General features: G+C 65.6%; 18 protein-coding genes. 5 read left to right on the top strand and 13 right to left on the bottom strand.

Going from position 1 to position 19072, the window contains the following annotated elements:
* Positions 1-251: 251 nt before the first annotated feature.
* The 4 genes from AB0J29_RS30285 to AB0J29_RS30300 all read right to left on the bottom strand — a co-directional run bounded on the left by AB0J29_RS30285 (position 252) and on the right by AB0J29_RS30300 (position 5280).
* A complete protein-coding gene (locus AB0J29_RS30285) occupies positions 252-1721 on the bottom strand; it encodes an alpha/beta hydrolase (RefSeq protein ID WP_364793626.1) in 1470 nt (489 codons plus the stop codon).
* A gap of 266 nt (positions 1722-1987) precedes the next feature.
* Complete coding sequence (locus AB0J29_RS30290) at positions 1988-2995, bottom strand: lysophospholipid acyltransferase family protein (protein WP_364793678.1); 1008 nt, start codon at positions 2993-2995, stop codon at positions 1988-1990.
* Between the two features lie 5 nt (positions 2996-3000).
* A complete protein-coding gene (locus AB0J29_RS30295; RefSeq protein WP_364793628.1) occupies positions 3001-3828 on the bottom strand; it encodes a GNAT family N-acyltransferase in 828 nt (275 codons plus the stop codon).
* 180 nt (positions 3829-4008) lie between these two features.
* On the bottom strand, positions 4009-5280 hold the full coding sequence (locus tag AB0J29_RS30300; RefSeq protein ID WP_364793630.1) for an NAD(P)/FAD-dependent oxidoreductase: 1272 nt from the start codon (positions 5278-5280) through the stop codon (positions 4009-4011).
* Positions 5281-5391: 111 nt separating this feature from the next.
* On the opposite strand from AB0J29_RS30300, the gene AB0J29_RS30305 reads away from it, so the two are divergent.
* Complete coding sequence (locus AB0J29_RS30305) at positions 5392-6249, top strand: LysR family transcriptional regulator (RefSeq protein ID WP_364498334.1); 858 nt, start codon at positions 5392-5394, stop codon at positions 6247-6249.
* Positions 6250-6288: 39 nt separating this feature from the next.
* Here the strand turns inward: AB0J29_RS30305 and AB0J29_RS30310 are convergent, their stop codons facing one another.
* The 7 genes from AB0J29_RS30310 to AB0J29_RS30340 form a co-directional block, all read right to left on the bottom strand.
* Positions 6289-7050 carry an ABC transporter permease gene (locus tag AB0J29_RS30310; protein ID WP_364793633.1) on the bottom strand — a complete coding sequence of 254 codons (762 nt, stop codon included), beginning with the start codon at positions 7048-7050 and terminating at the stop codon, positions 6289-6291.
* Positions 7047-8069, bottom strand: coding sequence for an ATP-binding cassette domain-containing protein (locus AB0J29_RS30315; RefSeq protein ID WP_364793635.1), 1023 nt, complete (start codon positions 8067-8069; stop codon positions 7047-7049). The genes AB0J29_RS30310 and AB0J29_RS30315 overlap by 4 nt, the downstream gene beginning before the upstream one ends.
* A gap of 56 nt (positions 8070-8125) precedes the next feature.
* Entirely contained in the window at positions 8126-8746 is a 621-nt protein-coding gene (locus AB0J29_RS30320; protein WP_364793637.1) for a PadR family transcriptional regulator, read from the bottom strand.
* A 110-nt stretch (positions 8747-8856) separates the two neighbouring features.
* The gene (locus AB0J29_RS30325; RefSeq protein WP_364793639.1) at positions 8857-9162 is read right to left on the bottom strand and encodes a hypothetical protein; all 306 of its coding nucleotides are present in this window, start codon (positions 9160-9162) and stop codon (positions 8857-8859) included.
* A gap of 623 nt (positions 9163-9785) precedes the next feature.
* Positions 9786-10436 (bottom strand): Uma2 family endonuclease, encoded by a 651-nt coding sequence (locus AB0J29_RS30330; RefSeq protein WP_364793641.1) that lies wholly within the window; start codon positions 10434-10436, stop codon positions 9786-9788.
* A 72-nt stretch (positions 10437-10508) separates the two neighbouring features.
* Positions 10509-11465, bottom strand: coding sequence for an electron transfer flavoprotein subunit alpha/FixB family protein (locus AB0J29_RS30335; RefSeq protein ID WP_364498322.1), 957 nt, complete (start codon positions 11463-11465; stop codon positions 10509-10511).
* 27 nt (positions 11466-11492) lie between these two features.
* A complete protein-coding gene (locus AB0J29_RS30340) occupies positions 11493-12278 on the bottom strand; it encodes an electron transfer flavoprotein subunit beta/FixA family protein (RefSeq protein ID WP_364793643.1) in 786 nt (261 codons plus the stop codon).
* Positions 12279-12533: 255 nt separating this feature from the next.
* Between AB0J29_RS30340 and AB0J29_RS30345 the strand changes: the two genes are divergently transcribed.
* Genes AB0J29_RS30345 through AB0J29_RS30355 form a run of 3 tightly spaced genes read left to right on the top strand, consistent with a single transcriptional unit; the run spans position 12534 to position 16059 of the window.
* Entirely contained in the window at positions 12534-13274 is a 741-nt protein-coding gene (locus AB0J29_RS30345) for a class I SAM-dependent methyltransferase (protein WP_364793680.1), read from the top strand.
* The gene (locus AB0J29_RS30350) at positions 13271-14794 is read left to right on the top strand and encodes a glycoside hydrolase family 57 protein (protein WP_364793645.1); all 1524 of its coding nucleotides are present in this window, start codon (positions 13271-13273) and stop codon (positions 14792-14794) included. Before AB0J29_RS30345 ends, AB0J29_RS30350 begins: the two co-directional genes overlap by 4 nt.
* Before the next feature lie 11 nt (positions 14795-14805).
* Positions 14806-16059, top strand: coding sequence for a glycosyltransferase family 4 protein (locus AB0J29_RS30355; RefSeq protein WP_364793648.1), 1254 nt, complete (start codon positions 14806-14808; stop codon positions 16057-16059).
* A gap of 5 nt (positions 16060-16064) precedes the next feature.
* On the opposite strand, the gene AB0J29_RS30360 is transcribed toward AB0J29_RS30355, so the two are convergent.
* Positions 16065-16610: a DUF1697 domain-containing protein gene (locus tag AB0J29_RS30360; RefSeq protein ID WP_364793650.1), complete on the bottom strand. Its 546-nt coding sequence runs from the start codon at positions 16608-16610 to the stop codon at positions 16065-16067.
* Positions 16611-16734: 124 nt separating this feature from the next.
* Entirely contained in the window at positions 16735-17484 is a 750-nt protein-coding gene (locus AB0J29_RS30365) for an acyltransferase (protein ID WP_364793652.1), read from the bottom strand.
* Between the two features lie 246 nt (positions 17485-17730).
* Here AB0J29_RS30365 and AB0J29_RS30370 point away from each other — a divergent pair, with 246 nt between their 5' ends.
* Positions 17731-19059, top strand: coding sequence for a PQQ-binding-like beta-propeller repeat protein (locus AB0J29_RS30370; RefSeq protein WP_364793654.1), 1329 nt, complete (start codon positions 17731-17733; stop codon positions 19057-19059).
* The last annotated feature ends 13 nt before the right edge of the window (positions 19060-19072 follow it).

Consider the following 19072-nt stretch of genomic DNA (forward strand, 5'->3'; position numbering starts at 1 on the left):
CGCTCGGCCGACATCACTGCGACTGCACTCGCCCTGGCGGATATCAGGAAATCGGGCGAAGCCGAGGGTGCAGCCTGCCCATCTCGTTGAACAGTTCCTCGTCGGTCAGGGCACTTTCTTTGAGCTGTCCGAAGTCTCGCAGTTACTGCTGGCGATACCGGATTCGCCGGGTATGCCCGCGACCGTCTGGATTTGCGACGGCAACGGCGACCGGCTGGTCCGCTTGTTGGGGCAGCGGTAGGTTATCGAAATCACTCAGCGCGACAGGTGAGATCAGCGGCAGGCAGACCACCATCGCGAAGATAGGTATCGACAACCTGGCTCACACAGCTGCTCGGGATGGTGAACACACCGTGGACGATGACGTCTTGAAGTGTCACCAGCCGTGACCCGGTCATGGTTCGGTGCAGACCGACGCCTTCTTGGTACGCCGCGATGGGATCACCAGTGGCCTGCAAGATGAGCACGGGCGTGGCATTGTGCACCTCTACACGTGGTTCGACGGGCGCGGGCCAGAACGCGCACGGGGAGATGTTGTTGACCAGTGGCCCGAACACCGGCTGGCCGGCGCGGCTGGCTTCGACGTTGCGCCAGTACCACGCGGGGTCACGCGGCGCGCTGACGTCACCGCACACCACAGCGGTCGAGGATTCCACGGATGCGAGGGCGTCATCCTTTGTTGCGGTCAATAATCCACTCAGCATCTGCTCCAAGTCAGCGCTGGGCTCGGCCAGCTGTCCCGCGGCGGCGTCCGCGATCTGCCGAATAGCATTCGCCGCGTCCTCGAAGTGGCGGGAGTCCTGCACGTAGCCGAACAACACGGACGGCAGCCAATGATCGTCCACGCCGTAGGCGCCGACCCGGATCGGTTGACGGGCAGCCTGTTCGATCAGGCCGGACACTACTGCACGAACATCGGAACGAGTAGTTCCCAGCCGATACTGATCGGCTCGGGCGGCGGTCCAGTCGGCCAACGCGTCGAGCGCTTCCTCCAGCGGCGCTCCCTGATCCTGGATCATCACGTCGCTGCCGTAGCGTGCCGGATCGACCGCGCTGTCCAACACCATTCGGTCGGTGCGATCGGGAAACATCTGCGTGAAGACGGCTCCCAGATAGGTGCCGTAGGACATCCCGAAATAGTTGATCCGGTCTTCGCCGAGCAACGTGCGGATGAGGTCGATATCCCGTGCTGTGTTGCGAGTCGTGACGTGCGGCAACATACCGTTGTCGGTGGCGAGGCACCGTGCCGCCAGATCGGCTTGGGTAGCAACGGATTCGCCGAACCTGGCCAGATCCGCTCCCGCCGATTGAAACGAGTCTCCGATCGGCCATCCGCAGTCGACCGGCGTTGATCGACCGACTCCGCGCGGGTCCATGCCGATCAGGTCATAAAGCCCCCATGGATAGGACGGCGCTGCTCGGCTGAGTCGCACCGGCAAGTCGAGGCCGCGGCCGCCGGGCCCACCCGGATTCGACAGCAAGATCCCACGCCGGTGGGTCGGATCGGTCGCCCGCACTCGTGAGATCGCAACGGAAATGGTGCGTCCCCGCGGCTCGGCGTAGTCCAACGGCACCGTGACATTCGCGCACTGCGCGCCGGCTCGATCCAAGAGATCGCTTTCGCAGGGACCCCACTCCAACTGTTGCTGGGTGAAGCGATCCAGCGCAGCCGCAACAGGCGGATCTTTCGGCGCAGTTCTGGCGATACCGATTCCAGCCACGGATCCGATCAGAACTACCGCAGCAGCGAGCACCAGAACACCGCTACGCCTGTCGGTACTCGCCGCAGTCGGTCGTCGAAATCTCTTTGCCAACAGGATGTTTCCCCTCGTCACCACTTTGATCACGTTGCCCTCGCGATCATGATAGGCAGGCAGTGCACCCGCGCCTATCCGGCAAAACCCCGATTTCCCTGAAGTTTCTCTCGGGGTCGGCAAAGAGGTGGTTTGTTGTAGATTCGACCTGCCGTCCGGCAGCGCGTTCTGAGTCAGCGCGCGATCGGCTCGCGGCGGCGCCCGCGCAGCGTGATCGGGCGCAGTCGCCGCGCGGGCCGTCGAGCCTGCGGTCCGACGGTCGCGGTCGCATCGGGGTCCTGCACCCGGGTGGTGGTCGCCGCGATCCACTGCTGAGCGTCCACTGCGCCGTGCCGCGACAATTCCGTACCACGCACGGCGCGTTCGCATCGCAGTGCCAACTCGCGACGATCGGCACCGGGTTGTTCCTGCGGTTCCAACACGATCTCGACGACCAGTCCCCGGGACCGCAGCACCCGGCCCGCCGATGCGGCGAACGAGTCCGCACCGACGAATCCCGGCACGGTGCACTGGATCCCGTGCCGATCGCGATACCGCAACCGCACGGGCTGCACCGGGGTTCCGGTATCCACCGCCGCCTGGAAGAGTGCGGGCCGCATGGTGCCGTAGGCGCGGCCACACCAGGTGGTCCCCTCCGGAAAGACCGCCACCCGGTCCCCCGCCGCCAGTCGTTCACCGAGACGCGCCACCACACCCGGCAATTCGCGCAGCCGTTCACGCTCGATCGGAATGACCCGCAGCAATTTGGCCAGCCCACCGAGCAACGGCCAATCAACCATATCGGCGCGGGCCACGAAGCCGAGTGGCTGCACCGCGGCCATGACGACCACATCGGTCCAGCCGATATGTCCGGCCACGATCAGCAGCCCCGCACCCGAAGCGCCGAAGCGCGCATCTGCCGACTCCCCGGCATCGGCTCGGTTGTCGACAATGCGCAACCGAATCCCGAGACAGCCCAAAACCGTTCGCGCATACCGCCGCTGCAGCTGTTCGCGCCGTCCGCGCGGGGTCACGACATTGACTACGGGAAAGCTGATCAACAACCCGGCCACTCCGAATAGTCGGCCGATCACCCGCGCGGTGCCGATCTCATCGACCGGATCGATACAGCCGGACCCACAGGGACTCGATGGCATCCAGGCGTGCGCGGTGCGCTGTGCGGGCGGCGCGTCGAACACCATCTGATTCACCGTCCTCCGTCGAATGCATTGGCAGCGTCTTGTAATCGGTTGAGGTAGCGAGTGTTGATCGTGTCCAGGCCGAGCAGCGCGACGAAATCGGCGACCGCGAAGTCCGGATCGTGCGCGGGCTCACCGCAGATCTCCGCGCCCAGGCGCAGATAGCCGCGCAGCAGCGGGGGCAGCTTCGGGCGCGCGGGGGGTGTCAACTCCGCCAGCGTCAGTCCGTCGACCACCACCGGGCGGTGCGGGTGCACCCGCCGCTCGGGATCGGATCCGTGCCGGCCGAGCAGCATATCTCGCACGCCACGCACATTCACCCCGGGCGGATCGGCCGGGGTGTCCTGCATGGGCACCGAAACGCAACCCATCACCCACTCGTATCCGGTGAGCTGGATGTAGTGCAGGATGCCCGCCCACATGAGGGTCAGCACCGAGCCGTTGCGGTGGTCGGGCACCACACACGCACGACCCATTTCCACGATCCGGTTGCCCTCCGGATCCAGTTGGGCCAGATCGAATTCGGTGGCCGTGTAGTAACCGCCCGCGGCAGTCACCTTGTCCGGCGGCAGCATTCGGTAGCAGCCGACGAATTCCTCGGTCCGGTCGTCGCGGACCAGCAGGTGATCGCAGTGCTCGTCGAAGTGGTCCGCGTCCAGACCTGTTCCGTTGTCGGGAATGTGGAAGCCGGGCTCACTGGCGAACACGCCATAGCGCAGGCGCTGCGCGGCCAGCCGGTGCGCCGAATCGGACGAGACGACCAGCGAATACCGAGACCGTTCCGCCCCGGAGTCCGTCGGCCGAGCTGGGGCTGTCAACACGGACGAAATAGTCATATCCGTGATGAAGCCAGCCCGAAACTGCGCTGGAGCGACCTCGAAGTGTCGCCTCGATGCCGGTTCGGTGAACGAGACGATGATCACACCGAGCGTTCACCGAACTGTCGCGTCGCGTTCCGTGTCCCGCATCGCTACCGCCGTCATTTGCCTGATCCGTTACCTTTTCGCGGCAGTAACTCAGGCGGCGTCGCGCTCCGATACCCGCACGGGATCCCGCACTGCGTCCGCCTCGTCGAAACCGGGACGACCCGTGCCGATGAAGGCGATGAGCCACGAGGCGACGGCGGCGAAGCGATTGCGGAACCCGACCAGGTACAGCAGGTGTACGGCAAGCCACATGGTCCAGGCGATGATGCCACGGAAGGTGATGTGCTCGTTGAGTTTCACCACCGCGCTGAACCGGCTGATCACCGCCATGCTGCCCTTGTCCCAGTACGTGAACGGGGTGCCGGGCCGCTTCTTGCGGCGAATGATGTCGGCGGCGTGCCTGCCCTCCTGCATGGCAACCGGCGACTGGCCCGGATAGCCGTTGAGCGAGGTCATATCGCCGATGGCATAGATATCGGCGTGCCCACCGACGGTCAGGTCGGGATTGATCAAAAGCCTGCCGGCCCGGTCGGTTTCGCAGCCGGTGGCCTCGGCCAAGAGCTGCGCGAATCCACCCGCCTGCACACCCGCCGACCAGACCACCGTCTCGGCCGCGATCCGGCGCTCGATGCCTTGCTTGTCCTTGACGGTCACCTTGCCGAATTCGATATCGGTCACGAAGGTGCCGAGCAGCACCTCGACGCCGCTCTTGGTCAGCGATTCCTTCGCGTATTCCGACAGTCCGCCACCGAAGGGCGGCAGCACCTCGCCCGCGCCCTCGACCAGCGTCACCGAAACCTCTTGGTGGTAATGCCGTTTCGCAAGTTCCTCGAGCTGACCGGCCACCTCGACACCGGTCGCACCCGCGCCGACCACCACAAAGCTGAGCAGTCGCTTGCGGGTCTCCGCGTCCGCGCCCTTGGCCTCGGTGAAGACGCGTTCGATCTGTGCGCGCAGCAGCTTCGCATCATCGATCGTCTTGAGCGAGAACGTCCTATCGGCGAAATCGTCGCGGCCGAAATACGACTGCGAGGCGCCGGTGGCAGCGATCAGCGAGCCGTAGCGGATCTGCGTATGCGCGCCGTCGTGCTCATAGGTGAGCACCGCATTATCGGCGTCGATGGCGACGACCTTGCCGAGCCGGACGTCGGCCTCCTTATGCCTGCGCAGTACCGAGGCGATCGGCGGTGCGATCTCGTGTGAGGCCAGCACACCTGTCGCGACCTGGTAGAGCAACGGCTGGAACAGATGCTCCGGAGTGCTCGAGATGAGAACGTAATCAATGCCCGATTTGGCCAACTGCTTAGCGGCGGCAAGCCCCCCGAATCCCGATCCAACGATAACAACATCTGCGTGTTCCATAACAGCCTCCTTCTCTCATTACTAACCGTCATTCGAACCGCAGATATTTCAGGTGTTCAGGCGCATAATAGATATGACTATTATCTGGATTGCTCATGAATTGGAGATCACGTGGAGCTTCGCCAGCTCACCTACTTCGTCGCGGTGTGCGAGGAGCTGAGTTTCAGCCGGGCCGCAGCCCGCTGTTACATCTCCCAATCGGCGATCAGCCATCAGATCGCCCGGCTGGAGCGTGACCTCGGCGTGCCCTTGTTCGAGCGCTCTACCAGGGCCGTTGTACCGACCGACGCGACCATGCGGCTACTTCCCCTGGCTAAACAGATGCTCAGTCTGGAATCCGCCATCCGAGCCACCGTGCGCACCTCCGGTCACCGCATCCGGCTGGCCGCCAATATGTCCTTCGCGACCCGATCCCTCTCCGCGATCGCGGGCGCGCGCGCCACGCATCCGGACGCCGAGATCGAATTCGTCATCAAACCGTTCCGGCAGCGGATCACCGCGGTGGCCGACGGTGACTGTGATCTCGCGCTCATCCGCGGCAGTGTCGACGAGCCCGGTCTCGCGGTCGAGAAGCTATGGATCGAGGACCTCGTCATCGCCACCTCCGCCGCCCATCCGCTGGCCACGCGCGAGCAGGTGACGCTGTCGGATCTGAGCCAGTATCCGCTGCTGCTCCCGCCCGAGCAGGAACAGGTCCTGCTGCACAATGTGATTCGGGCAGCCTTCGCCGATCTGGCCGCGGGCCCCACCTTCGGTCCACCGATTCCACCGGACCACACCGCGACCATGGAACTGATCAATCGGCCGGACGCCTGGACCGTGCTCTACGCCGACAGCCCGACCGAGGGCCTGGTCGTGCTGGAGCTCGCCGAAAACCGACTGCGCATTCCGGTCTCCGCGGTCTTGCGCAGCGATACCCGCCGCTCCCCGATCCTCACCACCCTGCTGTCCGGACTACACCGCCGCTGAGATCTGCCGCGACCCGAGCAGATCCCAGCGGCCCGGATGTCAGGCGTTCTCGCGGGTGAAGCTGCGTGCGCCGATCACCATCGCCACCGCCGCGACGGCCAGGGTGAGACCGGTTCCGAGGTACACCTCGGACGCACCGTAGTCACCGCGGAACAGCGCCCGGGCCGCATCGACAGTGTGCGAGAACGGATTCACTTTGCCGATCGTGCGCAACCAGCTCGGCCCGACGCTCAGCGGCAGCAGAATGCCGGACAGCAGCATCAGCGGCACCGCGAGACTATTGAGCATCGAGGCGAGCACATCCTCGGATTTGGCCCACAGCCCCAGCGCATAGGACGCGGCGGCCAAACCTGCCGCCATGACCGCGATCAACAACACCGATAGCACCACGCCGAGCGGATCCGGCCGAACCCCGAAGGCGGCCATGGCAACCCCGACGAGCACCAGCGCTTGAACGACCAGCACGACCATATCTTTGAGCACACGCCCGGTCAGCAACGCACCTCGGCTCGCGGGCGTGACCCGCTGCCGTTCGACGACCCCGGCGCGCAATTCCGCCACAATGCTGAATCCGACATAGATGGCACCGAACAGCCCGGTTTGGATGACCAGCGCAGGTGTGAGCAGCTTCCACGGGTCGGCATCCGCGCCGAGCGCCGGTGCGATGCCTTTGACCAGCGGCCCGAACAGCACCAGATACAGCACCGGCTGGGACAGACCGATCAGGACCCAGACCGGATTTCGCAGGTTGGCCCGCAGTTGGGACCAGAAGATCAATCCGGTCTCGCGCATGAATCTCATGAATGACTCGCCTCCCGCAGCGAACGCCCCGTAATGGTGAGAAACACATCGTCGAGGCTGGGACGTTTGACAGTGAGCGCACCCGGCACGAGACCGCGCTCGTCCATGGCACGCAATAAGGGGACGACCGCGGCGTCGCCGCGATCCACGGTGAGATGCACCAGCGTCGCCCCGATCCGGCCCGCACCCGCATCCTCCGAGCGCACCAGCGAGCGCACCTCGAGCACCGACTGGGCGACCTGGAGTGCGAGATCGGCATGGCCGTCTTCGATTTCGAAGGTCAACACGTCACCGGAGATGCGGCGCTTGAGTTCGTCGGGTGTGCCCTCGGCGACGATGCTGCCGTGGTCCATGATCAGCAGGCGGTCGCACAGCGCATCGGCCTCGTCCAGATAGTGGGTGGTGAGCACGACTGTGGTGCCCCGCGCACGCAGGCGCCGGATGTGCTCCCACAGATTCGCGCGGCTCTGCGGATCCAAGCCGCTGGTCGGCTCGTCGAGATAGATCAGCGTCGGCCCGTGCACCAGGCCGAGCGCGATATCGACGCGGCGGCGCTGGCCACCGGAGAGCTGGTTGCATGTGCGCCGACCGAGTCCGTCCAGGTCGAGCGCGACGAGCAGTTCTTCGGCATTGTCGGTCGCCTGCGCCTTGCTCAGCCCGAAAAGCCTTGCCTGCAGTACCAATTCGTCGATTACCAGGGCATCGTCATTGGTCATTCCGCCCTGGGCGACGTAACCGATGCGGGACCGCACGGTCCGCTGCTCGGCCCGTAGATCCGCGTCGGAGATGACTGCCTCGCCCGCGGTCGGGGCGATGAGGGTGCTGAGCATGCGCAGCGTCGTGGTCTTGCCCGCACCGTTGGGACCGAGCAGACCGAGGATCTCACCCTCGTACACATCGAAGTCGACGCCCGTAACCGCTTGGACAGGGCCGCTTTTGGTTTCAAACGTCCGCGCCAGCCCGCGCACCCGGATCACCGAGGTGCTGGTGCGATCGCGAACAGAGTCGATCGTTTCCACCTGGACAACGGTAGAAACGATCAACCAAATAGTCAAGCTTTACTATTCAGACTTGATCAATCGATGATGACACTCCGGCCGTCCAGCCGCTTCGGGAACCGATCCCAGACCTCCAACTCGCCACTTTCGATGCGCTCCAACGTTTTCTGCGACCACCGCAGATCGGCCCGGATATGTTCGGAGGCCAACCGGATCGCGTCGGCGACATGATGCGGTTCGGTCTCCGCCGGATCGCCGCTACCGGCCATGATCCGGCGCTCCTCCCGATCGAACTGGTCGAGTTCGGCCTCGAATTTCTTGATCCGGCTGCGCAGCGCGGCGATGACTTCTTCCCTTGGCGCCTGCGGCAGCAGCGCGACCGCCGCGGCGTACGGATGCTTCGGCTGCTCGGCATCCCACAGTGCGTCGCGCAGCATCTGCGCAAAGACCTTCTCCCCCTCGGCGGTGAGCCGGTAGGTCGTGCGCTCCGGCCGCGCCCCGTCCTGTCCGACGCCCTCCACCGCGATGAGCCCGTCGCGCTGCAAGGTATTCAGCGCGCCATACACCGAGCCCGGCTTCACATTCGCCCAATTGTCCGCCTGCCAGGACAACAACTCCCGCCGAACGTCGTAACCGTGCACCGGCGCCAGCAGCCGCACCACGGCAAGTACCAGCATCCGAGTCGAAGGAACAGCCATATCCGCAGGTTATCCCAATCGGACGCGGCCGCATGAAGACGCAAGTGGCCACGGTAGTTACCAGCCGTGGCCACTCGAGCAGTGCTGGGCTCTGTCGGCTCTTACGAGCTTCATCCCCGGCAGCCCGGCGGGCAACCTCGAACAGCAATGATTCGTTCGGCTAGTTGCGCCGGGTCCGAATCGTAAATCGTGGCCAGAGCCACGAGTGTGTCACGAAAGCGTCCGGGGAAGTCGACATAATCGGTGGCCAGGGGCAGCATGATCCGCCCGAGTAGGCCGCCTGGATACGGAAGTCGCCAGATCTCTTTGATGTCCCGGTCGCGGGTCTCGAGCTGCCAGCCATACACGGCGAGGTACTTGGACATGAAAAATGGATCTGGCACACATTGCGTGACGCGCCCCAAAGGATCACTCACTCAACAGTATCCGCCTCCACATCAGATCACGCCCTGCGCCGTTGGTCGGCCGATCAGGTGGAACTGGTGGCGGCATCGGCCGAGAGATGCCACCGTCAGTTCCACGTGATCACTTGTCCAGTAGTGCATCTCGGGCTGACCGCAGCGGCCGACGATCACCGAATATGTGCGAGAGCCCGGATTAGCGTGCCGTTGACACACTTCTCCGCGATCCGAAGCGCCTGGGAGCGGTGAGCGGCCGGGGCGCTACGCCGCTAGGGTCTTCACTCGTTCAGCCATTCCTCGATCCGATCAAGGGTCGGCGCGGAGTACGCGTACTCACCATCGGATGCGTCCAGCAATGACCAGACCTGCGGATCCGCCGCATCTGCGCGATTCCAGCCGTCTGTCTCAGGCGCTTGTCCCTCCCTCATTGCATCGGCCCGCCAAAGTCGTTGCCGCCGTGGGCCTCTCCGATGCGAATGGCCTCGGACCGTAGTCCGAGCGTTCAACCGCCGCGGTGAGGATCAGCCCTTGTGCGCCTGATCTTATGTCACCGTCATCGAAGTCGATCGGCAGGCGAAGTCGACCACCAAGCGCGGTCGCATAGCGGGCGAGCGCATCCCGACCGAAGACCGTCCCCGTCAGTAGGCGAGTGCGGTCCACGGAATATCGATCGGGAACGGGTGCGTGAACGACACTCGCTCATCGCCGTCGTTCACCCATTCACCGACGAGCCGATATTCAACCGGATGCAACGGGGTGACCCGATCAGGCAAAGGCCCGTACCCGGTCTCCAGGCCATATGCGCGAATCCTCGCAATGGCACTGACATCGGAATCGAGCTTCACCTCCCAGTACCACGGGATCCCGGCCTTCGCATACCGGCCTTTCTTGGCCTCCATATCGGGCCCGGAGTTCGACGGTGAAAGCACTTCACCGACAAGCAGTGTGTCGGCGGCCCGTATGTCCTGGTAGGGCGGGAGGCAACGGAACACGAGGAAGTCTGGGGTGAGGAAGTCAGATTTTCCGCTCGTTCCGAGGAAAACGTTGGTCTCGAACTCCGCCTCCCAGCAGGCTCCAGGGCGCTCCGACATGGTTTCGCGCGCACACCGCTCGATTTCGTGAACGATACGGCGGCTGAACCGCTGATGTTCCCGAGGACCGCGGCGCATCCACACCACGCGCCCTTCCCAGAGCTCGATCTGTTCCGCAATCTCTTCGGGCAGACGCTCCAGTTCCTCCCATGTCATGTGCTCGGGCAAGTCTGGACGCTCGATACGGGGCAGCGACATGCCGCAATGATAGCCGTGGAAACACCCGTGGCCTCGGCTGTTTCCAGCCGAGGCCACTCGAACAGCGCGGGATCAGCCCTTGTGCGCCTTCACAGCCTCGGTCAGCTGCGGGGCGACATTGAACAGGTCGCCGACGATGCCGTAGTCCGCGATCTCGAAGATCGGGGCCTCTTCGTCCTTGTTGACCGCGACGATGGTCTTCGAGGTCTGCATACCGGCACGGTGCTGGATGGCGCCGGAGATGCCGAGGGCGATGTACAGCTGCGGGGATACCGTCTTACCGGTCTGACCGACCTGGAACTGGCCCGGGTAGTAGCCCGAATCGACCGCGGCACGCGAGGCGCCGACGGCGGCACCGAGCGAATCGGCGAGCGCCTCGACGACCGCGAAGTTGTCGGCGGACCCGACACCGCGACCACCGGAGACGACGATGCTCGCCTCGGTGAGCTCCGGACGGTCACCACCGACGACCGGCGCGCGGGAGATCACCTTCACGACGCCCTCTTCCTGCGCGGGCACCTCGACGGTCACCTTCTCGCCCGCACCGGCCGAGGCGGTGGCCTCGACGGCGCCCGGACGCACCGAGATCACCGGCACATCGCCGGTGGCCTTGGCGTCGACGGTGAACGCGCCACCGAAGATGGAGTGCACGACCGAACCGTCGGACTTGACGTCGATGACATCGACGAGCAGGCCGGAGCCGATGCGCGCGGCGAGGCGGCCCGACACCTCCTTGCCCTCGGCGGTGGCGGCGACGATCACGGCGGCCGGGGACACCGACTCGACCAGACCGGCGAGCACGTCGACCTTCGGGGTCACCAGGAAGTTCTCGACATCGTCGGATTCGGCGATGTAGATCTTCGCGGCACCCGCGGCGGCCAGCGCGTCGGCCAGCTTCTCGCCGGTGCCGGCCGGGCCGGTCACGACGGCGGCGGGCTCACCCAGTGTGCTCGCGGCGGTGAGCAGTTCGGTGCTGACCTTCTTGATCGCACCGTCGGCGTGCTCGACGAGCACAAGTACTTCTGCCATTTGTGTTCTCTCCTAGTCCGAGCGGGATCAGATGATCTTCTGACCGACCAGGTACGCGGCGATCTTGGTGCCGCCGTCGCCCTCGTCCGCGATCTTCTCGCCCGCGGTGCGCGGGGGCTTCGGGGTGGCCGCGGTGACGGCGGTGCCCGAGTTGGCGACACCGACGGTCGACGGGTCGACGCCGAGGTCGGCCAGCGTGAAGGTCTGCACTTCCTTCTTCTTCGCGGCCATGATGCCCTTGAACGACGGGAAGCGCGGCTCGTTGATCTTCTCGGTGACGCTGACGATGGCCGGGAGGGTGGCCTCCAGCTTGAACACACCCTCGTCGGTCTCCCGCTCACCGGTGATCTTGTCGCCGTCGACGGTCAGCTTGCGCAGGTGCGTCAGCTGCGGCAGGCCGAGGTATTCGGCGATGATCGCGGGGACAGCACCGGAACGACCGTCGGTGGCCTCGTTGCCCGCGATGACCAGCTCGACGCCTTCGACCTGGCCCAGCGCGCTGGCCAGCACCCAGGCGGTCTGCACGGCGTCGGAGCCGTGGATCGCCGGATCGTTGATGTGGATAGCCTTGTCGGCGCCCATGGACAGCGCCTTGCGGATGGCATCGGTGGCCCGGTCCGGACCGGCGGCCAGCACGGTGACCTCGCCGCCCTGGGCCTCCTTGATCAGCAGCGCTTCTTCGACGGCACGCTCGTTGATCTCGTCGAGGACGGCGTCGGCGGCCTCGCGATCGAGGGTGAAGTCACCGTCGGTCAGCTTGCGCTCGGACCAGGTGTCGGGTACCTGCTTGATGAGTACGACGATGTTCGGCATCGGTCTTCGTCGACCTCCTGTTCTGGTTACACGTGTGTGGTGGTCGCACGAGCTCGGCCGTACGTCCTTGTTAGTAGCTCAGGGCGTGACACTACCCTACGTTAAGTTACCCATGGGTAACTTAGTTGCTACTCTCTCACAACGGTGGTCCTGGCGATAATGTGCGCCCGCCGTACCAGTAACGTCGGAGCGATGAGCGAGGCTGTGATCCCTGCCGCAGTAGGCCCAACCCCGGGCATTATTGCCGAGTCGGCCATGGAGCCGTTGCCACTGACCGGCGAGCGGACCGTACCCGGCATCGCCGAGGAGAACTACTGGTTCCGTCGGCACGAGATCGTCTATGCGCGCCTGCTCGAGCGATGTGCCGGAAAGACCGTGCTGGAGGCCGGATCCGGGGAGGGGTACGGCGCGAACATGATCGCCGACGTGGCCACCAAGGTGATCGGTCTGGACTACGACACCAGCGCGGTCGAGCACGTGCGCGCCCGCTACCCGCGCGTCGAGATGCTCCAAGGCAACCTCGCCGCGCTGCCGCTGGAGGCCGAGTCGGTCGACGTCGTGGTGAATTTCCAAGTGATCGAACACCTTTGGGACCAGGGCCAATTCATCCGGGAATGTCGGCGAGTGCTGCGCCCCGGTGGCGAACTGCTGATCAGCACACCCAACCGGATCACCTTCTCGCCAGGCCGCGATACTCCGCTCAACCCGTTCCACACCCGCGAACTCAACGCCGATGAACTCACCGAACTGCTCGTCGACGCGGGTTTGCGGGTCACGCTCATGACCGGCGTGCATCACGGGCCGACCCTCGAGGCGTTGGACGCCAAGCACGGTGGTTCGTTCATCGATGCGCAGATCGAGCGCGCGCTGGCCGGGGAACCGTGGCCCGCCGAGCTGACCGCCGATGTCGCCGCGGTCGCGATCGACGATTTCACCCTGCGCACCGAGGATATCGATGCGAGCCTCGATCTGGTCGCCATCGCGGTGAAGCCGTGAGTGTTCCCGGCCAGTTCACACTGGTCCTGCATTCCCATCTGCCCTGGCTGGCCCACCACGGCCGCTGGCCGGTCGGCGAGGAATGGCTCTACCAATCCTGGGCCGCCTCATACCTTCCGGTCGTCGATGTGCTGAGAACCCTTGCCGCGGAAGGTCGTTCACATCTGCTCAGCCTCGGCATCACGCCGGTGCTCGCCGCCCAGTTGGACGATCCGCATTGCCTTGCCGGCATGCATCATTGGCTCGGCAACTGGCAGCTACGCGCCGACGAGGCCGCGATGGCGGGCAATATCGCCCTCGGCAGACATGAGCACCGGCTGGCCGCCGCGGGGCTGGCGGAATTCGAACAGCACTGGCGCCACGGCGCGGCACCGGTATGGCGACAGCTCATCGACGCCGAGGCCATCGAACTGCTCGGCGGTCCGCTCGCGCATCCGTTCCAGCCGCTGCTGCACCCGCGACTGCGCGCCTTCCAGCTCACCGAGGGCCTCGTCGACGCCCAGCAGCGCTGGGGCCACACCCCGACCGGCATCTGGGCGCCCGAATGCGGTTACACCCCCGGTATGGAGACCGAATACGCGGCCGCGGGTGTGACACATTTCATGGTCGATGGACCGGCACTGCGCGGCGATACCACCCTGGGCCGCCCGGTTCGGGAATCGGATGTGGTGGCCTTCGGGCGGGATCTGCAAGTGAGCTACCGGGTTTGGTCGCCCAAGTCCGGCTATCCAGGCCAGAGCGCCTACCGTGACTTCCATCACTATGACCACGCGACGGGTCTCAAGCCCGCCCGCGTCACCGGCAAAACGGTAGCCGGTCCGGACAAGGCCCCATACGACCCGGAGTTGGCGGCCGCGGCGGTGGTTCGCGATGTCGACGATTTCGTGCGTACCGTGCGCGAACGGCTCATCGACGAATCCGCGCGTATCGGACGTCCGGCCCTGGTCGTCGCCGCATTCGATACCGAACTGTTCGGGCACTGGTGGCATGAGGGTCCGCAGTGGCTCGCTCAGGTGTTGCGGGCACTGCCCGAGGCGGGCGTCACGGTCGGCACCCTGGCCGATGCCAGGGCGCGCGGATTCGTCGGCGAGCCGGTGCCGCTGGCCGATTCGTCCTGGGGTTCGGGTAAGGATTGGCGCGTGTGGGCCGGTGACCAGGTCAAAGATCTGGTAGAACTGAACGACGATATCGTCCGGCTCGCCCTCGATACGGTCGATAAAACGCGGGCCGCGAACAGCGGTGCCGCGCTGCGCGACCCGGTTGCCGATCAGCTGCTGCGCGAGGCCATCCTCACCGTTTCCAGTGACTGGGCCTTCATGGTCAGCAAGGACTCCGCGGCCGGCTACGCACGCGACCGCGCGCACCGACACGCCCACGCCGTGCGGGAAATCGCGGCCGCCATCGGTGCGGGGCATGTCGCCAAAGCACACCAATTGGCGGCAGGATGGGGGGCGGCCGACGGGTTCTTCCCGAGTTTGGACGCTCGGCGACTGGCGATCGCGGACCGAGACTCCGCCTGATAAGGACATTCATGAAGATCTTGATGGTGTCGTGGGAGTACCCACCGGTTGTGGTCGGTGGGTTGGGCCGCCATGTGCATCACCTGGCGGTCGAACTGGCCGCGGCCGGTCACGAAGTGGTCGTGCTCGCCCGCCGCCCCTCCGGCACCGACTCCTCGACCCACCCCACTCATTCCTTCATCGCCGAGGGCGTGCTGGTGGTCGCGGTCGCGGAGGATCCGCCGTGCTTCGACTTCGGCGAGGACATGCTCGCCTGGACGCTGGCCATGGGCCACGCGATGGTCCGCGCCGGTGTCGCGCTCGGCAAACCCGGCATCGGCGACGGCTGGGTCCCGGATGTCGTGCACGCACACGATTGGCTGGTCGCGCATCCGTCGATCGCGCTGGCCGAGTACTACGACGTGCCGCTGGTGTCGACCATCCATGCCACCGAGGCCGGGCGGCACAGCGGTTGGGTCTCGGGTCGGGTCAACAAGCAGGTGCATTCGGTCGAATGGTGGCTGGCCAATGAATCGGATGCGCTGATCACCTGCTCGACGTCCATGCAGGACGAGGTGGAGCGGCTCTACGGGCCCGAGCGGATTCCGATGACGGTGATCCGCAATGGAATCGATGTGGGCGCGTGGACCTTTCGGCCGCGCGCACCGCGCACCGGTCCACCGCGGCTGCTCTACGTGGGTCGGCTGGAGTACGAGAAGGGCGTGCAGGACGCGATCGCCGCGCTGCCGCGCATCCGACGCGCCCACCCCGGCACCACACTGACCATCGCCGGTATCGGCACCCAGTTCGAATGGCTGCGGGAACGCGCCAGGGTGCATCGGGTCGCGCGGGCGGTGACCTTCGCCGGTCAGCTCGATCATGAGGAACTGCTCGGCTGGTTGCACGGTGCCGATGCCATCGTGCTGCCGAGCCGCTACGAACCCTTCGGCATTGTCGCGCTCGAGGCCGCCGCCGCAGGCACCCCGCTGATCACCTCCACCGCGGGTGGTCTCGGCGAGGCCGTCATCGACGGCGTCACCGGCGCATCCTTCGAACCGGCCGATGTGGACGGCATCGTCGAAGCCGTGCGCGCCACCCTCGACGATCCGGCCGCCGCCCAGGACCGCGCCTACGCGGCGCGGGAACGGCTCACCGCCGACTTCGCCTGGGATGTCGTGGCCGCCGAAACCGCCCTGGTCTACTCCTCGGCCAAACGCCGCGTCCGCAACCCCCTCGGCCGTCCCACCATCGTCGAACGCCCACTCCCCGAGCGCGATCCGAAGTAACGCGCCTAGCTCCCCATCTTCTTGACGATCTTCTGGATGGTGAGCCAGGTCCGGGTGGTGATCTCCTTGCCGTAGGACTTCTCCAGCCAGGCCATGAAGTTCGGGGTGCGCGGTTCGGTGTTGTCGATAACCGAGAGGACGACGCGGGCGGCGGTGTCATAGCCGACGATCCGGACGCCGGGTTCGGCGTGCTTGCGCAACTCTTCGGCGACATTCGGCGGGGCCTGTTTGAGGAAGGTCCCGATGAGGTAAGTGCCGCGACCGTGGGTGAGGCCAGGAAACGGATCGGTGTCGAGCAGGTCTAGCAGTTCGTCGTGGGTGCGGACGATGGTGCCGCCCGGAATACCGAGTTCGCTGTTCAGCGCGTCCTGGATGCGGGCTTCCAGCTTCGCGATATCGGTGTCCGCGGTACGGAAGACGACATTGCCGCTGGCCAATACCGTGGCGACCTTCTCGAATCCGAGCCCCTCGAACACCCCGCGCAGCTTCTCCCCCTTCATATTGGGGTTCGTCGGCATGATCCCGCGCAATAGCGCCGCGTAGCTGTTCATGCCGTGACCGTACCGACTGACACCGACGCGCAGCGGCCGACTCGACGTCGGAGATGGCACAAGCCCCGGGTCCATGCCAGATCTCGGGTCGGTGGCGCTCACGCCTGCGCCTCGCTGCGTTCGCTTATGCCGACTGCGTGGCGCCGTTCTTCTTGCGTTCGATATCTTCCAGCGCGGCAATGTATTTGGCGCGCTCCTCGGCACCGGCCTCCCAGGTCGCCTTGCGATTCTTGACGACCTTGGCGGGCGCGCCGACGGCGATGCTGTAGTCCGGGATCTCGCCCTTGACCACCGCGTGCGCACCGAGGACGCAGCCGCGGCCGATGCGGGTTTCTCGCAGCACGGTCACCTTCGCGGCGATCCAGGTATCCGGGCCGATGCGGACCGGGCTCTTGACGATGCCCTGGTCCTTGATCGGCATGGTGATGTCGTCCATGCGGTGATCGAAGTCGCAGATGTAGCACCAGTCCGCGACCAGCGTGGATTCACCGATCTCGATATCGAGGTAGGTGTTGACCACATTGTCCTTGCCGAAGACGACCTTGTCGCCGATGCGCAGCGAACCCTCGTGGCAGCGAATGGCATTGCCGTCGCCGATATGGACCCAGCGGCCGATCTCCATCCGGCTCAGTTCGGGTGTCGCGTGGATTTCGACACGTTTGCCGAGGAAGACCATGCCGCGCAGCACGATATGCGGATTGGCCGCCTTGAATTTGAACAGCCGGTAGTACCGCACCAGGTACCAAGGCGTGTACGCCTTGTTCGCGAGGACCCAGCGCAGCGACGCCAGCGTCAGAAATCGCGCCTGCTGCGGATCCCGGCGGCGCGAGCCGCGCCACCGCGAGCGCAACGGTGCGCCCCACATGCTCGTCACGAACTCATCTCCTGTCGTGGTCCTTCCGTCGCGACCGGCCCGGTCGCGATGGCTTGAGCTTATCCCGTCGGAAAACACCGCCGGGACCCGTACAACGTCGACCGACCCTCCCGTACAGTGACTGCTGCGCCGCCGACGGCGGCGGCGAACCTCCACGCGGGCAACCCGACTTGGGTGGTGCGCGTACCGGGGACGACACGCTTTCGGTCACGTCCCGAGCGGGCGACGACGACAGGAGTGCAGCAGGTGCGAAGCGGCGGCGTACTGGCCAATCCGGCGCGCGTGTCCCGGCTGCGGGCGGCGGCCGTGGCGGCGATCGGCGCACTGGCATTGACGGGCTGCGGCACCGACGTCGACGACATCACCGTCGGATCGGGCAATGGCTGGACCGCGGCACACAACGATGGCCGCAACAGTGGTGTCAGCCCGGTCGCCGGCTCGCGCAAAGTGTCGTTGAGCTGGTCGCGACCGGTCGGCGGGCCAATCGAGGAAGGCGTGACGATCGGCCCGGACGGGCAGTTGTTCGTTACCACCCTGACCGCCGACAACTGCGCCATTCTCTCGCTGCAGATGCCGACCGGCCGCAAGCGCTTCTGCAACCCGCTGGGACCGAACGCGATCTCCGCGCCCTCAGTGGTCGACAGCGGCACCAACGTCTACGTCGGCGATGACAGCGGGGTCAATGCGTTCAACTCGATCGGGCAGCCGCGCTGGCGGACTCCCGTTGCGGGCGTACCGGTTTCGATGCAGTTCACCGGCGACGGGAACATCCTGACCGTCACCCAGTCCGGTCAGATGGACGTGCTGAGCCGCCAGACCGGTGAGCGCGTCGTCAGTACCACCCAACTGCTCGGCGATCCCGATTTCCTCGAGTACCCGAATCTCACCCGCCCCGCGTCGGCGCAGGGGCTCGACGACTGCGCGGTCGGCGGACCGCAGTGCCCGGTCGCCAATATCTCACCGATCGAGGTGTCCAGCGGCCGCTTCTTCGTCACGTTGTGGAAGCCGGGCAAGCCGACCGCCGCACTGGTCGCATTGCGCTACGCCGACAACAAGATCCGGCAGGAATGGAGCGCGGACCTGCTCACCGAGGGCAGCGCGACCAGCCCGACGCTGTCCACGGACGGCAGCACCGTTTATGTCGGCGATAACTCCAAGCGCCTCATCGCGGTCGACGCCGCCAACGGTCGAACCAAATGGGTGCAGCCCCTGGACTGGGCGCCGCGCGGCGGCATCTCGGTCTCCAGCGACGGCCTGATCATCCCGGCCGGTGACGACGGCCATCTGCTCGCCCTGCGCGATAAGGGCGACGCCGCCGAAATCGTCTGGGAGCGTAAGGATCTCACCCTGCGCGGCACTCCCGTCCAGTCCGCGGGCGATATCGGCTACACCGCCGCTGCCATCGGCGACGGGATCAACCTGATCACGTTCGACACCAAGACCGGAACAACCGTCGACTCCGACGTTCTCCCGAATGCCAAGGGCACGACCACCGGCACCTCCATCGGCCCCAAGGGGGAAGTGGTCCTCGCTACCCGCATCGGCGAGGTCTTCGCTTTCAAGCCCGAGCGGTAGCCTCCTGATCGGC

This window comes from Nocardia sp. NPDC049707 (assembly GCF_040674855.1).
In the GTDB taxonomy this organism is placed as follows: Bacteria; Actinomycetota; Actinomycetes; order Mycobacteriales; family Mycobacteriaceae; genus Nocardia.

What these genes read in the sequence shown, in the direction of transcription:
- AB0J29_RS30290 (WP_364793678.1), bottom strand. Translation starts at nt 2,995, where the DNA reads ATGGTGTTCGACGCGCCGCCCGCACAGCGCACCGCGCACGCCTGGATG.
- AB0J29_RS30295 (WP_364793628.1), bottom strand. Translation starts at nt 3,828, where the DNA reads ATGACTATTTCGTCCGTGTTGACAGCCCCAGCTCGGCCGACGGACTCC.
- AB0J29_RS30300 (WP_364793630.1), bottom strand. Translation starts at nt 5,280, where the DNA reads ATGGAACACGCAGATGTTGTTATCGTTGGATCGGGATTCGGGGGGCTT.
- AB0J29_RS30310 (WP_364793633.1), bottom strand. Translation starts at nt 7,050, where the DNA reads ATGAGATTCATGCGCGAGACCGGATTGATCTTCTGGTCCCAACTGCGG.
- AB0J29_RS30320 (WP_364793637.1), bottom strand. Translation starts at nt 8,746, where the DNA reads ATGGCTGTTCCTTCGACTCGGATGCTGGTACTTGCCGTGGTGCGGCTG.
- AB0J29_RS30330 (WP_364793641.1), bottom strand. Translation starts at nt 10,436, where the DNA reads ATGTCGCTGCCCCGTATCGAGCGTCCAGACTTGCCCGAGCACATGACA.
- AB0J29_RS30335 (WP_364498322.1), bottom strand. Translation starts at nt 11,465, where the DNA reads ATGGCAGAAGTACTTGTGCTCGTCGAGCACGCCGACGGTGCGATCAAG.
- AB0J29_RS30340 (WP_364793643.1), bottom strand. Translation starts at nt 12,278, where the DNA reads ATGCCGAACATCGTCGTACTCATCAAGCAGGTACCCGACACCTGGTCC.
- AB0J29_RS30345 (WP_364793680.1), top strand. Translation starts at nt 12,534, where the DNA reads ATGGAGCCGTTGCCACTGACCGGCGAGCGGACCGTACCCGGCATCGCC.
- AB0J29_RS30355 (WP_364793648.1), top strand. Translation starts at nt 14,806, where the DNA reads ATGAAGATCTTGATGGTGTCGTGGGAGTACCCACCGGTTGTGGTCGGT.
- AB0J29_RS30360 (WP_364793650.1), bottom strand. Translation starts at nt 16,610, where the DNA reads ATGAACAGCTACGCGGCGCTATTGCGCGGGATCATGCCGACGAACCCC.